Origin of the sequence: Cylindrospermum stagnale PCC 7417 (genome assembly GCF_000317535.1) — a bacterium.
Classification (GTDB): domain Bacteria; phylum Cyanobacteriota; class Cyanobacteriia; order Cyanobacteriales; family Nostocaceae; genus Cylindrospermum; species Cylindrospermum stagnale.
In genome coordinates, this window is record NC_019744.1 from 1 (window position 1) to 14,872 (window position 14,872).

At 37.5% G+C, this 14,872-nt stretch carries 12 protein-coding genes; 11 read left to right on the forward strand and 1 reads right to left on the reverse strand.

What is annotated here, in order from left to right; genetic code table 11:
• Positions 1–538 precede the first annotated feature (538 nt).
• The 4 genes from dnaN to CYLST_RS35010 all read left to right on the forward strand — a co-directional run bounded on the left by dnaN (position 539) and on the right by CYLST_RS35010 (position 5,786).
• The gene (gene dnaN, locus CYLST_RS31310) at positions 539–1,897 is read left to right on the forward strand and encodes a DNA polymerase III subunit beta (RefSeq protein WP_041234227.1); all 1,359 of its coding nucleotides are present in this window, start codon (positions 539–541) and stop codon (positions 1,895–1,897) included.
• A 157-nt stretch (positions 1,898–2,054) separates the two neighbouring features.
• Entirely contained in the window at positions 2,055–3,359 is a 1,305-nt protein-coding gene (locus CYLST_RS31315; protein ID WP_041234228.1) for a DNA polymerase III subunit gamma/tau, read from the forward strand.
• 467 nt (positions 3,360–3,826) lie between these two features.
• Positions 3,827–5,632 (forward strand): DNA polymerase domain-containing protein, encoded by a 1,806-nt coding sequence (locus tag CYLST_RS31320; RefSeq protein ID WP_015186382.1) that lies wholly within the window; start codon positions 3,827–3,829, stop codon positions 5,630–5,632.
• Between the two features lie 16 nt (positions 5,633–5,648).
• Positions 5,649–5,786 carry a hypothetical protein gene (locus CYLST_RS35010; RefSeq protein WP_157162748.1) on the forward strand — a complete coding sequence of 46 codons (138 nt, stop codon included), beginning with the start codon at positions 5,649–5,651 and terminating at the stop codon, positions 5,784–5,786.
• Between the two features lie 50 nt (positions 5,787–5,836).
• Here CYLST_RS35010 and CYLST_RS31325 read toward each other — a convergent pair whose 3' ends face one another.
• Entirely contained in the window at positions 5,837–8,374 is a 2,538-nt protein-coding gene (locus CYLST_RS31325; RefSeq protein ID WP_015186384.1) for a DEAD/DEAH box helicase, read from the reverse strand.
• 161 nt (positions 8,375–8,535) lie between these two features.
• Here CYLST_RS31325 and holA point away from each other — a divergent pair, with 161 nt between their 5' ends.
• The 7 genes from holA (at position 8,536) to CYLST_RS31360 (ending at position 14,869) form a co-directional block, all read left to right on the forward strand.
• Entirely contained in the window at positions 8,536–9,501 is a 966-nt protein-coding gene (gene holA, locus CYLST_RS31330) for a DNA polymerase III subunit delta (RefSeq protein ID WP_015186385.1), read from the forward strand.
• A gap of 117 nt (positions 9,502–9,618) precedes the next feature.
• Positions 9,619–10,614 carry a DNA polymerase III, delta prime subunit gene (locus CYLST_RS31335; RefSeq protein ID WP_015186386.1) on the forward strand — a complete coding sequence of 332 codons (996 nt, stop codon included), beginning with the start codon at positions 9,619–9,621 and terminating at the stop codon, positions 10,612–10,614.
• 118 nt (positions 10,615–10,732) lie between these two features.
• Positions 10,733–11,719, forward strand: coding sequence for a hypothetical protein (locus CYLST_RS32680; protein WP_015186387.1), 987 nt, complete (start codon positions 10,733–10,735; stop codon positions 11,717–11,719).
• Between the two features lie 224 nt (positions 11,720–11,943).
• A complete protein-coding gene (ssb, locus tag CYLST_RS31345; protein WP_015186388.1) occupies positions 11,944–12,327 on the forward strand; it encodes a single-stranded DNA-binding protein in 384 nt (127 codons plus the stop codon).
• A 109-nt stretch (positions 12,328–12,436) separates the two neighbouring features.
• On the forward strand, positions 12,437–12,880 hold the full coding sequence (locus tag CYLST_RS31350) for a hypothetical protein (RefSeq protein WP_015186389.1): 444 nt from the start codon (positions 12,437–12,439) through the stop codon (positions 12,878–12,880).
• 292 nt (positions 12,881–13,172) lie between these two features.
• Positions 13,173–13,934: a ParA family protein gene (locus CYLST_RS31355; RefSeq protein ID WP_015186390.1), complete on the forward strand. Its 762-nt coding sequence runs from the start codon at positions 13,173–13,175 to the stop codon at positions 13,932–13,934.
• On the forward strand, positions 13,931–14,869 hold the full coding sequence (locus CYLST_RS31360; RefSeq protein WP_015186391.1) for a ParB/RepB/Spo0J family partition protein: 939 nt from the start codon (positions 13,931–13,933) through the stop codon (positions 14,867–14,869). The genes CYLST_RS31355 and CYLST_RS31360 overlap by 4 nt, the downstream gene beginning before the upstream one ends.
• Positions 14,870–14,872: the final 3 nt, after the last annotated feature.

Consider the following 14,872-nt stretch of genomic DNA (forward strand, 5'->3'; position numbering starts at 1 on the left):
TCCATTGAATCACACAATGAATTGTAATAAATTATAGGACTTACGCAAAATATCTCTCAAACTCTCATTTCTCTGTGTCGCGCCAGTTGCTACAACGGGGGGAACCCCCGCAACGCACTGGCTTCTCTGTGCCTCTGCGGTTCATTCCTCCGTAACTTGTGCGTAAGTTCTAAATTACCAATTAATACCATTTCTTTCTGAGGCTGCGCTAAATTTTCTTGACTTCTTATTTGTTTCTTTCTTTGTGTTCTTTGCGCCCTTTGCGGTTCGTTCCTCATATATAGCGCGTCTTCATAGAGAATTGGTATAAACCAAAACAGATGACTAAAAAACGTAAGAATTTAGGTCATACTAAAATCGCCAAAACTGTTTATATTCATGGTTTTTAGCGACGCAAGATAATTACCAAACATTAATTCCAGAAAATAACTGCCTTCTGTACGAGACACAAAGTGAATAAAGGTGCTTGGTTTGCCACTAAGCACCTCTTCTTTCGTTGATTTACTGACATTACATGGCATTACGTGGACTTTACATTATGAAATTCGCAATTTCTCAAAAAGACCTCACTGATACACTTTATTTGGTTAGTTCCGCTGTACCGAACAAACCTCATCACCCCATCCTCAACAATATATTGTTGATTGCAGATAAACAGGAACAACACATTTTAGTTACTGCTTTTGATTTTAGTTTAGGTATTAGAGTCCAATGCAAATCTAAAATAGAGATAGAAGGTAAAGTTGCCTTACCTGCCAAATTATTCACCCAAGTTATTTCTAGTCTTCCCAAACAAGAGATTACCCTGGAGATTGTAGATAATGCCGCCATTATCACTCACTCCTCTGGTAAATGTCGTATTCAAACAGTTAATCCTCAAGAGTTTCCATCACTGCCAGAAATTGAAGGCAAGAATATTACACTACCAGCAATCAAGTTGTTACAAGCATTAGAAGCAACATTATTTGCTGCTAGTCATGATGAAAATAAGCAAGTTTTAGCTGGAGTACATTTCCAGTTTACTAAAAGCAGTTGGGAAGCAGCAGCAACAGATGGACATCGGTTAGCAGTTGCTTCTGGCACGATAGAAATAGATAAACAATTGACAGAAAATGCACAAAGTGAGGCTGGGTTAGATGCAGTAGAAATCACAATTCCTCAGCAAACACTAACAGAATTACAAAAGATTTTAGGTACTGTAGGAGATAACAGCGAATGTACTATTAGCATTACCAATGGCATTGCGGTGTTTACATTACCCAATATCCAAATTACTACCAGATTATTAGAAGGAGATTATCCCAAATATTCATCTCTAATTCCCCAACAGTTCCAATATCAATTTACTATTGACAGAAAATTGTTTGATAATGCCATAAAACGGGTAGGAATTGTTGCCGACCAAAGGAATAAGATTGTCAAGATTACCTGCGACTACAAGCATCAACAAGCAACATTATCTACAGACTCTTCAGATATAGGTGGTGCTGTGGAATCTTTAAACATTAAGCCACAAGGTGATTATCAGCAAAAATTAGTGATTGCTTTCAATATCAAATATGTGGATCAGGCTCTTAAATTCATACCCACAAATGAGGTATTGATTAATGTCAACCAACCAACAACTCCTGTAATTATTACTCCTGTTGACGGCATTCTCAATCAATTAATTCTGGTGATGCCAGTTGAACTTATTGGTAATAGTGAGGTAATTGCTGATGTGGATGTAGCTGCTGATGAAGATGTCATGGAAGAAACTGTTAATGAGGAAAATAGTGAATTAGCAGCAAATCCTTCTTTACCTAAAACCGTAGGGAAAACTATGGTCAATCCGATACCTCCTGCAAATTCTACTCCTAAAGCTAGAGGCAGAAAAAAGAAAGTCGCAGCTGCATAGGTTGACTGCATTAACAATTACAGAGGGTTGCTTTTGCATTAACCACACCTCCCATCAGTCAGGTCTATTTTACTCCAACTCAAAACTACTTATTACACCCCAAGCTTGTTGCTAATACATGAGCTTGGGGAATTCAACATATCTGCATTTGAAAAACATGGCATATCAACCACTTCACCTTAAATATCGCCCTCAGTCTTTTACTGAACTTGTCGGTCAACGTGCGATCGCTACTACTCTAACCAATGCTATCACATCCCAAAGAATTGCCCCGGCGTACCTATTCACTGGCCCTAGAGGTACGGGTAAAACTTCCAGCGCACGCATCCTGGCCAAATCTCTCAACTGTCAACATGGTGATTTTCCTACCCCCACACCCTGCGGCCAGTGCAATTCGTGTACCGGCATCTCCAAAGGCTTATCCCTAGATGTGGTAGAAATAGATGCTGCTAGTAACTCTGGTGTTGAAAATATCAGACAAATTATTGACCGCACCCACATCATACCTGTCAACAGCCGCTACAAGGTGTTTGTTTTGGATGAAGTGCATAGCCTCAGTTCACAAGGATTTCAAGCTTTACTCAAAACTTTGGAAGAACCACCAAAAAATGTAGTGTTTATCCTCTGCACCACAGAAATTCACAAAGTTCCTGCGACGATTATTTCTCGTTGTCAAAGGTTCGATTTCAAGAGAATTGGTGTGGAGGATATGGTACAACATCTTAACCACATTGTTACTGAGGAATTAATTAATATTACCCCAGAAGCACTACGCCTAGTCGCACAAATATCTTCTGGTTGTTTGCGGGATAGTCAATGTTTGCTGGATCAATTGAGTTTACTAAATATCACCATTGACCAAAATTGGGTGTGGGAAATGGTGGGAAATGTACCTGAATATAAATTGCTGACAATGGTGGAGAGAATTGCTGAAAATGACAGTAATTCAATAATTACTATTATTCGCAATTTATTGGAATGGGGTAAGGAACCTTTAGTAATTCTGCAAAATCTCACTAGCTTTTATCGAGATATGTTGATTGCTAAAACATCTCCTAGCAGTAAAGAAATGGTGATGCTAACTGAAGATACTTGGCAACAATTGTGCCAAATATCTAAAGATTGGGAGACTACAACTATTTTGGCAGCACAGCAACACCTGAGACAATGTGAAGTGCAGGTAAAATTATCTACTCAACCGCAGTTATGGTTAGAGGTTGGTATTTTAGGTTTACTACCTGCTACTAACTCCACAAATTCGAGTCAATTTGTTCCCATTGCTGAAGATCCACCTTGGACGAATTGGAAGACACCTGCTGATGCGATCGCTTGGGGGCAACAGAAATTACCAAATATGAGTCTTGAATCCCTGCAAGAACATTGGAATTCTTTGATTCCAGTCAATGGTAAGAAAGCTCCTATTTGGGTAGAAACGGTACAACAGTTATCATCTTCTCGATAACATTCTATCAATTGGTATAGCAATCTTATCTAATTTTTGAAGATTCATTTATGGAAATAGCCTTACCCAGAGGTGCAAAGAGAATAAATGTAAATTTTAAGAATTATTTAGAATTGCTATATAACCAGCCATTCAAGATGAATGGCTTTTAAATTTTCCATCACATACTAATTCCTAAATTAGCTAATTTCTTACACCAATCTTATGTGAAGCTGCACAGAATCCTAAAATTCATTGTTCTATCTTCATCTGTGTTTATCTGCGTTTAATTATTCCTGATAATTTATTCTATGGAGTTTCATATTAATTTGGAATTACATTATAAAATAACCACAGCAATTATTTTGAAAATCTATTTGTAACAAGCTTTTTAAATATTAGCGTCTAATGCCGTTATAGATGTAAAATCATTCATTTTTTTACAAAATCAAAAGATAAAAACCATTAGTAAATAACTCATAATCACAATGAGCATTAATTACAATCATCGTCATTTTGTCAGCAAAAGCGATAATCAAATTACTGTTGCCGAAGATAAGTTAAACATTTTCTACACAGATGATACTGTTTATCAATCCTGGCAGCCTTTACAGACTATTAAACCTTACAATGCCCTGAAGCAAATGGTTATTGACATTGAAACTTCAGGGCTGATTCCTAGTAAAGATAGAATTTTCGCTATTGGTTGTATGAATGAATTGGGCGAGTATTTTGTATTTATGGATGAAAATGAATCAAAATTACTCTGCCAATTTATTTCCTATTTTCAGTCTATTTCTCCTGATGTAGTTCTCACATACAACGGTACAGATTTTGATTTTCCATTTATCATTACTAGATGCCTAATCAATAACATATCTCACCCATTTACTATCTCTAATCAATCGAGAATTATCAAGACGGCACAGGTATTTGGCAAGCCTATGAATATTTCGGAAATATTCATCAGCACCAGCCAACATATTGATGTGTATATTTGCGTCTTGAGATGGGATTTTGTCAATAAAGCATTACATCAACATTCCCTAAAAAGTGCAGTCATAGAAATGGGATTGCGAGAATCTGCTAGATTAGTTTTAACACCCCAAGAAATTCAAAATTGTTGGGGTGAAGGTGCAGGTTCTCAAGGATGGGAAACAATCAGAAAATACCTAATTTTTGACTTAGAAGATACGAAATTAATTGCTGATAAATTAGTTCCTTCCTATTACTATGAATCGCTGATAGTACCAGGTATGAATTTACAACAACTATCGCTCACTGGTAATGGTACTAAATGGCAGCGAGTTTTAGAAAGACAATATCCAGGTTACAAACCAACAGCTGATCTGAAGTTGAAATTTGAGGGGGGACTGGTAATTTCAGTACCAGGTTTACACAAACACATTGCCAAAATTGACGTTTCCAGTCTGTATCCCAGCATTATGCTTAAATATGGTATTTGCTCCCGCAAGGATACGCGACGAGTGGGGTTAAGTATTCTCGACTATCTCACCAGGGAACGACTCAGACTCAAAGAATTAGGAAAAGCTGGAGATTTAGCAGCTAAACAAGCTGAAGCTGCTCTCAAAGTGTTAATCAACTCGTTGTTTGGCTTTTATGGGACTTCTGGTGTTGGTTTTAACGATATGGAAGCTGCTGCACTGGTTACAGCTTATGGTAGACGTATTCTGCGATTCATGATTGATGTGATTGAAAAAGCGGGAGGTATCCAGGTTGAAAGTGATACTGATGGTGTGTTCTTCTCCCACACTGAACCACTGCTGATATTTGAAAAGCTGCAAAATGCTTTACCTACTGGTATCAAAATAGAGTTGGAAATTCTTGCTAAAGCGATGTTTGTTCCCTCTAGAGGAGCTAAAAACTATATTATCTGGCATGAAGATGGTAAAATTACTACTAAGGGTTCATGGCGGAAAAGAAACCGTTCTCGTCTAGAAAAGGAGTTTCCTTTGAACTACTTGACACGATATCTTCTGTCAAAAGCTAAGGCAGAACAATATTACCAGGAATTAACAAAGGTTATTCGTTCTGGTGATTTTCCTGTGGAACAGTTACAGGTTACTCGCAAAATTAAGAAAGGTGAAAAGGCTCTTCTGGTTCTGGGTAATACTGGGGATGTTGTGACGTTTTATCAAGGAATTTTGGGACTGACTAATTCTGAAGCCTATTCTAGTGGGTATTATTTGGAGTTGATCGCTAAAAAACGAGATGAGTTACTTTCGGTTGTTGAGCCTCAAGGTGATGTGGGAAAGCAGTTGAGTCTGTTTTGAGTGGGGGATTATACTAATGATGAGAGCGATCGTCTATGGTAATGGGGCGATCGCTCTCATTTGTCAAAGTTATCACCAGAGTGGTACAGAAGAATCAAGGTTTCAGCTATGTTCTATCATATTGCAATTGAAGCTAAAAATTCAGGAAAGATAGCCTTAAAAGCGGTTTTTCAGGCAGTTTATTATTCTTATACAATTTGAGTATTATTTTTTCTGATAGTATGGCTCACTATATTCCTTTAGTAAAGAAGATATGTCAAGTTTGTGAGTAACTAACCATTGCTGAATTTTTTCATCACTAATATCTTGAATTTTATAATCCTTAAATTCCTTGAAAAAAGACCTAACATTATCTCTTAAGAGTTTAAGCTTACCTTTTCTCATTATTTCAACTTGATGAGTAAAGTTCCCTTCATTAGAAACCTTTTTAGTAGGGATAATTAATATTCTTTTTACTTTTTCTGTTTTGTATGTATCTTCAAACCACCCACAATGATTATTCATTTGACCAGTTTCAGTTTTAAATATTTCATCTCGTGAGTCTTCAACTTCACTCTTACATTCAAAAATAAAATACTGGCTATCTTCACCACACCAAAGGTTATCTGCTCCCTTCATAAATTCTCTCTCTGGTCTTTGGCTAAGAAAACCAATTGCGCTACCCAAATCTTGAAGAGCTTTTTCAAACTTCTTCGCAGGTTGTCCAAAACTCAAACTTTCAAGAATATCATCTATATTCATCATAAGTTCTTCATAATTTGCATTTAAAGATGTCCATTCCTTTATCCTTTTAATTCTATTTTCACTTATATATTGCAGTTTCTTATAATTAATACCTTCTTTTGGTTTCAAAAGATTATTATTATTTTTAAATGCACTTTTTTGTGTTTTGTTAGATTCTAATTTACTAATTCGATATTGATAACGAGCTAAAATTTGTAGATACCAACCCTTTTCCGTTGAATCTTCTTGACAGAAGGAATCAATTATTTTTTGAATACAAGTTATTGCATTTTCTAGCTCATTGATATGCAAGGAATCTTCTGCTTTTTTTTCCAATTCTAATATTTCTATAAAATCTTTACCATTACTAGATGTAATAGTAGCATCTTCATCCATTTTTTCTTTGTAGAATTCTTTCCATCCTTCATCTCTTTTTAAACATTGATTGATTAAATTCATTACAACATCTAAAGGTTGTTGTTTTTTTTCTCCTAATTCTTCCTCCGCAAACTTCCCAACCTCAATTCCTATTTCTATTTGTTTTCTTGTTTGTTCCGAGAAAAATTTATTTGAATTAATACTTTTAATAAATTTCACCAAATCGTATCCAATGATTAAGATGACACTATAATCTTTCTCCCCTCTTACACTTCTACCTAATCCCTGTTCTATTTTTTGAGCAATTTTAATATTTATCTGCTCACTATTTGATCTGCATTCTTCTTCATATTTTTCTGTTAGTGAACTTGCATACGGTATTGAATCTATTATCAAAATACGACAAGAATTATCAGGAAGGTCTATGCCATCATACCTATTTGCAAGAACAATAGTATTACTGTAATGATTATCTTTCAATTTATTAATTTCTTCAAAAATATTATCTGTATCTGTTACAATAGAACCACATTGTTTGTATGTATTAGCTTTTGGAAAACTGGGAGTTATTACGACTATCCCTACGGTACGTTTAGGGTCTTTTTTGGCAAATCTATTTATAATAGATGTTCTGTCTAAACTGCTGTGAATTAATGAAGGGATCAATATCATTTTTTCACCAGACCATTTCTCATTGTTGTAAACGAGAGGGTTTTTAACTGCTTTCGCATCCAAACCGAGTCCTTTTATAAAAAACGAATCATTTTGAGTAGTTGCTGACATTAAAATTTTATGTTTAGCTTTATTAAAAGTGCCAAATTGATATATGGGGCTTATAAAAGGTGAAATTTCTAATTTTTGCCCACTTATAAAACATTGACAATTCTCAAGACTATCCTTAATTAAATCCCAAGTAAATTGTACTTCTTTATCTTCAGTGTGTTGTGATAAAATTTCGGCAACTTCTGATTTTTTACCTTCCCAACTCCAATAAGGCACTGGGAGAAATGTACTGTATTTACCACTTTGAATTTCTAAAAAACTACCTTCACCTTGTTTTCTTAAATCATCTTCAAATAACTGAATTAGTTTTGTATAAATTTTATGCTCGTTATTTACTGTTATTTTAAAAGAGTTATTTATGTAGTCTATACAAGCATGAGAATCATCTAATAAAATTGTATTAACTTTAGTAAAGTTACCACCTATGCCAAAAATGGATTTACCATTAAAAAGTTTTTGAACATGAACTATTAATATTTTCTCTGAACTTAAAAACTCCTCTGGAAGAGAGTTATCATGATTAAGAGTTACATAGCTGATTCCAAACTTCTCTGCTTCTTGGCAAGTTTGCTGTAGTAAATATATATTGGGACAGACATATAAACATGGTTCTTTGTTTTCATTTAATTTTGATTGAAGCATTAATAATCCAATTAAAGTTTTTCCTTGTCCAGTATGTAGTTTTAAGATCAAGTCCTTGTCTTTTCTTCGATTCAGCCACCAATCTGTAAGCATTTCTTTCTGTACTGGACGAAGATCGCCAGTTTCACTTTTTCTATCTAACACATCATAAATCTCAACTGGATTTACTTTTTTCTCAATTGATTTAAGTCCTAATTTCTTTTTGAAGTCAACCATCTTACTTAGTTAATAAATATGTTTACTGTTTTGTTGATTAAGGCAGTAGAGTAAAAATTTTACAATTAGGTAACGCCTAAAGCCCTAAAAGGGGAAAAAGTGACAAACAATACCATTATAGAGCTAACGCTCATGTACGACAATACAATTGCTGTACTACTATGTCAACATATTTATACTTTGGTGAAAACGAATTCTTTCTAACTCGCACCATCAAACAACTAAAAACCCACACTCTAGATCAACAATGGGCAAACTTCAACTATACAGAATACCCCCCAGAATCTAAAGAAACCATTCCTCAAGCATTATCCGATATCATGACACCACCAGTTGGGAGTGGAGGAAGATTAGTACATTTGCCCAACAGCACATTACTGGGAGTTTGTTCAAAAGAAATTTTGTTGCAGTTGGAGTCCATTCTCCCCAAAATTCCCTCAACAAATACCGTCCTTATCACCAACACTCACAAACCTGACGCGAGAAATAAATCAGTCAAACTACTGCTGGAATACGCACAGGTAAAAGAATTTCCTCTCATTCCCCAATGGCAAACCCAAGCATTAATACAGCAAGCTCGTACTATAGCTGATGAAGTAGGTGTAACAGTCACCACCGATGCCTACACAGTATTGATTGATTACACAGGCAATAATACACGACTGATATTCACCGAACTAGAAAAGCTCAAAACCTATGCTTTGGGTAAAACAGTCAACGGGGATATGGTGAAAGAATTAGTGTCAGAAAGTGCAGCTAATAGTTTACAACTAGCCAACGCCATTCGCTTAGGTGACATTGCTCAAGCATTAGAATTTGTTGAACGCTTAATTAACTGTAACGAACCAGCTTTAAAGATTACCGCTACCCTGACTACTACCTTTCGCACTTGGCTAACAGTCAAACAGATGATCATCACCGGGTGTCAAGACGACAATACAATAACCCAACTTGCAGACGTGAAAAATCCCAAACGCTTGTATTACATCCGCCAAGAGGTTGCTAATTGTTGTGCAAACAAGCTGAAAAATAGTTTGAAAATGCTGTTGGAACTAGAGCTAATGCTCAAATCTGGTGTAGATGAAAAACTCGCCTTGCAAACTCAAATTATCAAACTTTGCTCGTAGGTATTACTTCTTGCAAATGCAATAAACACCTCGGAAATTTAACCTAAAATGCTCCGGTTGTTAGAGGGAAATTAAATTTCTGGAGATGTCTAATCAACAATTTCCAAAACTCAAAAAATGAAGCAACTTGATCTACTTGATCTCACAACAGACCTTTCTGTTTGTGAACCTTCTCAAAGTATAGATTCCGAATCTACACAGCCAATTGCAGAAAACTGGCAGTTATCAAAAATCATTGGTCAAAATTTAGCGGTATCTTTACTCAAAGGTGCAATTACACACAACCGAATTGTCCCTGCTTATTTGTTTGCTGGAGCAGACGGAGTAGGAAAGTCCTTAGCTGCTAAATGCTTTATCGCTGAAATTTTCAACATCCAAAACCTAGCTAACTGTCCTGATAGTTTATGGATTGAACCAACATACATACACCAAAAACAGTTGTTAAATGAAAGTGAAATAGCAGCTTCTGGGGTACTGCGAAAAACTCCATCCCAAATTAGAATTGAGCAGATTCGAGAAATCACCCAATTTCTGGCTACCTCCCCTCTAATTGCACCTTACAAAATTGTCGTGGTAGAAAATGCTGAAAGAATGCCACCCACTGCTGCTAATGCACTCCTGAAAACATTAGAAGAACCAATATCCGGCACAATTATCCTCATTTCATCCCAACCCCAAAGGTTACTGGCTACAATTACCAGCCGTTGTCAACTGATTCCTTTCCAGCGTCTAAACAACGCCCAAATGACCACTGTTTTAGACAATGTGGGACGTTCTGAAATTCTCAATCGCCCAAATGTTATACAGTTTGCAGGTGGTTCTCCTGGGGATGCGATCGCTTACCATGATCAACTTCAATCTATCCCAAAATCACTTTTGCAAGAACTAATTCAACCTCCTAGCAGTCTGTTAACAGCACTAAGTATCGCCAAAGATATTGAGGTTCAATTAGATTTTCATCAACAACTATGGCTGCTGGATTACCTGCAATATTGCTGGAGGGAATTTCTGAGTTATCAAAATTGGCTGTTGAAATTGGAAGATGCCAAAAACTCTCTGTTGAAAATGGCCTCTCCCCGTTTGGTATGGGAAGTTTTATTGTTTCCTGACTAATACCAAAAACTACGTTTTCAACGCAGTCTGTCTAAACTCACAAAAATACTGAACGATGTTTTTGGACAAAAGGATTGCGCTATGCGCTCTTGTGGTGAACTAAATTGAACAAAAAACCATGAGTGCCATTATAAATAATTACCGTCAATTGGATGTAGCTTTTCTCCTGCTCAACGACTTGACAACAAAACTCCGCACGGCTGGGGCAAGAATTTCAGTTAGAAAGGTGGGAAACGTACACAGAATTACTGTGTTGAAAGAACCCACTGTAGCCAGTATTGAGCAAATTCTCAGTTACACCAATGGGGAAACAGAAACCAAAACGGAAATTTCTAGCCTCAGCAGTAGTGATGCAATTACTTCATCAACATCAACTAAACCAAATAATACTCCTACTGAATCTAGTAGTGATACAGTACATACGGTAAGCGAAGAGATTGAGGAGAACTCAGTACCGATGGCGATCGCTCCTCCAACAGCACCTGAATCTACTTCCCCACTAGAAGAAACTCGTAATGAAGCTGGTGATAATACAGTATCTGTGGTGAGTGAAGAAATTGGGGAAAACTCAATAGCAGATGCGATCGCTTCACCAGAATTATTTGAATTGACATCCTCAACAGATGATACTCCTAGTGAAGCTGCTGATAGTACAGTAACTGCGGTAAGCGAAGAAATTGAGGAAAGCACACCACCGGAAGCGATCGCTATACCAGATACAATCGTAGCGATTGAGGATAACTCAGTGCCGAAGGCGATCGCACAAAGCGCACTGCCAGAAACAATCGCTCCTCCAACATCATCTGAATCTACTTCAACTCCAGATGACGGTCATAGCGTTGACAGTAATAATATGATTGCCTGCAACACAGCAGAACTCATCGTCGTTTCAAGTGATTCATCAACACCTGTTAACTCTTCATCAGAAATAACAAATATTTCCAATTCTCCAGAGTTAGCAAGTTTGGCAGATTTACAACCACTAACTCTAAAAAGACTAAAGGAGTTAGCCAAATTCCACAAAATCCCTGGTTTCTCTCGCATGAAAGAAGAGAAATTAGTAACCAAACTACATGGTTTAGCAACCAAGGAACAAATTTTGTAGTTATAAACCTCAAGTCTCAAGCAGATTTGGGGTTATTTTTTTGCAGGGTTTGCGCCCAATGCCGTAAGTAATCAGTGCGCTAGGCGCAATTAGGATTGATACTGGGCTGTTTCCAATACCAGTCCTCAAATCAGCCTGTAGCAAATCATTCATTTGGTTTCATAACTGGAAATGCGCTATCGCGCTATTACCGTGAAAAAAATTGAGTATCCAAGGAAAATATTATGACTCAGCAATACATCAATAAAGTTGATTTAGTTGGTCGCGTTGGTCAACCACCTGAAATCCGCTATTTCGAGTCAGGTGCGATGAAAACAGCCTTGACTCTTGCTGTCAAACCTCCCTACAGAAGTGAATCTCCCCTCTGGTTTGATTTAGAACTTTGGGGAAATATTGCTCAAGTAGCAGCAGACTGGGTTCAAAAAGGTTCTACTATTGGCATCACCGGTGAAATAATCTTCGATAGATGGACAGATAAAAACACAGACGAACTCAGACAAAAACCAATAATTCGTGTCAACAATCTAGAACTCATCAGTTCTGCTCAACGGAAAGATTCTAATGAAACTGGTGATGACCAAAACTCAATAATTAACTCCAACTTCTAGAAAACCAAATACATCCCGCAGCATAGCATTTGCCTGTGGGATGTTTTGGCTGGAAAGCGCAAAGCGCAGTTGTAATGAAAAATTTACAGTTCAATCACAAGGATAGACCATGATTAACTCAACCCAAACTATTCGACTGCTCACTATTGATGAAGCCTTTGACAGTCAAGGAATAAAGATTGTCTATGGTGAATGTGCTTTCTCCTTCTATTCAAAAGATGGAGTAGTAGAAGACACAATTCCTTACAGAACCAAGGGAGCAGCAGCAGTTTCCATCGCTGAATCAGGAGTGAACGCTACTGGTATCGCTATGGGATATTTGGATATTAACGTAGTGGATAGCGGTAAGGGATATAAGGAAAAGAAAACTGCCTTGGTTATCCGCACGTTCATCTGCACTACCACTGGTAATCGCACTCATACACCAACTGCTACCCCTGTTGTTCAACCAACACCACAGGAAAATACTCAACAGCTAGTTGGTGCTGGTGTAGCCACAGCATCTAACAACGGGCATTCTCGGACTACTAATATTTCTAACATTCCCTTCTAATGATCTTACTTCTGGCTGCTTTGCCAGAGGTATTTTTTTCTGTGAGAAGTCCCTTAGTTGTCGAAAAGTGGTTTAATATCCCATCTAGGGACTCACTTTATAAATAAAATATCAGTCGATATCTATATCAAGTAGAAGATTCCAAAACTTGATTGGGACATTCTAAAATTACAAGTCCCCTACCACCAACAAGATTCTAGACAATTCACGATAAACTAGAGTGCAAACAATGATCACAATCTCTTTTTGATTGTAAGATTTAGTAAAAAACCTGATTGTAAGGAGACACCGCATGATTCGCATCATTGCGCTATTTAACCAGTCTGGCGGTGTGGGGAAAAGCACTTTAACAATGAACTTGGGGTATCATTTAGCGCAACGTCATCCTAACCGTGTGCTGTTGATTGACATGGACCCCCAAGCAAGCTTGACCACATTTATGGGGCTGGAACCAGAGAATCTCACAAAAACTGTGTACGAAGCTGCCGTTGGAGAAGAAGCATTAGCCATACATCCTGAACTGATTCATGGACTGTCGTTAGTTCCCTCAAATATTAACTTAAGTGCTGCCGAGCTTGAATTGGTATCTGCCTTAATGCGAGAAATGCGCCTCAAAAATGCGATCGCTCCTGTATTGGACAAATACGATTTTATTTTGATAGATTGTCCTCCGAGTTTGGGTATTTTGAGTGTTATCAGCTTGGTGGCAGCAACCCACGTTTTAGTTCCAATTCAATGTCAATTCAAATCGTTTCAAGGAACGGACTTGCTCTTAAATACAGTAGCGACACTCCGCAAAGCTGCAAATCGTTCTTTGGCAATCGCCGGATTTATACCTACAATGTATGATGCTCGTACTGCTCAGGAAAGCAGAACTTTCAAAGCCATCTCAGAACAACTGTCACCACTTGCGACAGTCTACGACCCAATTCCCAAAGCCATTGCTTTTGCCGACGCTAGTGAGGCACGATTGCCTTTAGCATTATTCAATCGCAAACATCCAGCCGTTGATGTATTAGAAAAAATAGCTTTAGGTTTAGAGAAATTGAAGTGATTACCAATAAAAAAGACCAACCCTATACCAGTCAGTTGAAAGGCGTAGCTGCATTGCTTGGAGATAGCGTTTACCCAACTGAAGATGCTACTAGCACCCCGCATACAATTGCCATCAACTCTATAAAGCTGCCTAATTCTCAGCCCCGGCGCTACTTTGATGCAGAAAAACTAGAACAGCTGGTAATATCAGTTAAAGAACACGGTATTCTAGAGCCTCTTTTAGTCCGTCCTCTACAAGAAGGACAATATGAGTTAGTTGCAGGGGAGCGGCGGTATCGAGCAGCCCTGACGGTAGGACTAGAAGAAATACCCGTTGTTGTTAGAGAACTCAACGATAGAGAAGCCTTGCAGTTATCGCTTGTTGAAAACCTGATTCGAGAAGATTTGAACCCAATTGAAGAAACTGAAGGTATACTTCAGCTTTTAAGTTTGAGATTAAATCAGGATGTCAGTAACGTAGTTTCACTTCTCTACCGAATGCAAAATGAGACTAAAGGTAAAGTTACCCAAAACGTTTTGGGTAGTGATGATTCAGAAGCTATAGAAGCTGTATTTGATGCCTTGGGAATGATAACCTGGGAATCTTTTGTCAGCAGTCGTCTACCGTTACTGAAACTGCCGGAAGATGTACTAGATGCCTTGCGGAAAGGTGAAATTGAATATACCAAAGCCACTGCGATCGCTCGTGTCAAAGACTTATCACAACGAATCGCACTCTTAGAGGCGACAATAGCAGACAGTCTATCACTAACTCAGATTAACGAAAGAATCAAAGCAACTCGTCAGGTAAACCCAGAACCACCTTCACTAAAGATTCGTTATAAGGAAGCATCGAGCCAATTACAAAAAGCGAAGATTTGGGAAAATCCTAAAAAGCTTAAAGCTTTGGAAAAACTGCTGGCTCAGATAGAAGCACTTTTAGTTGAAGAATAAGTA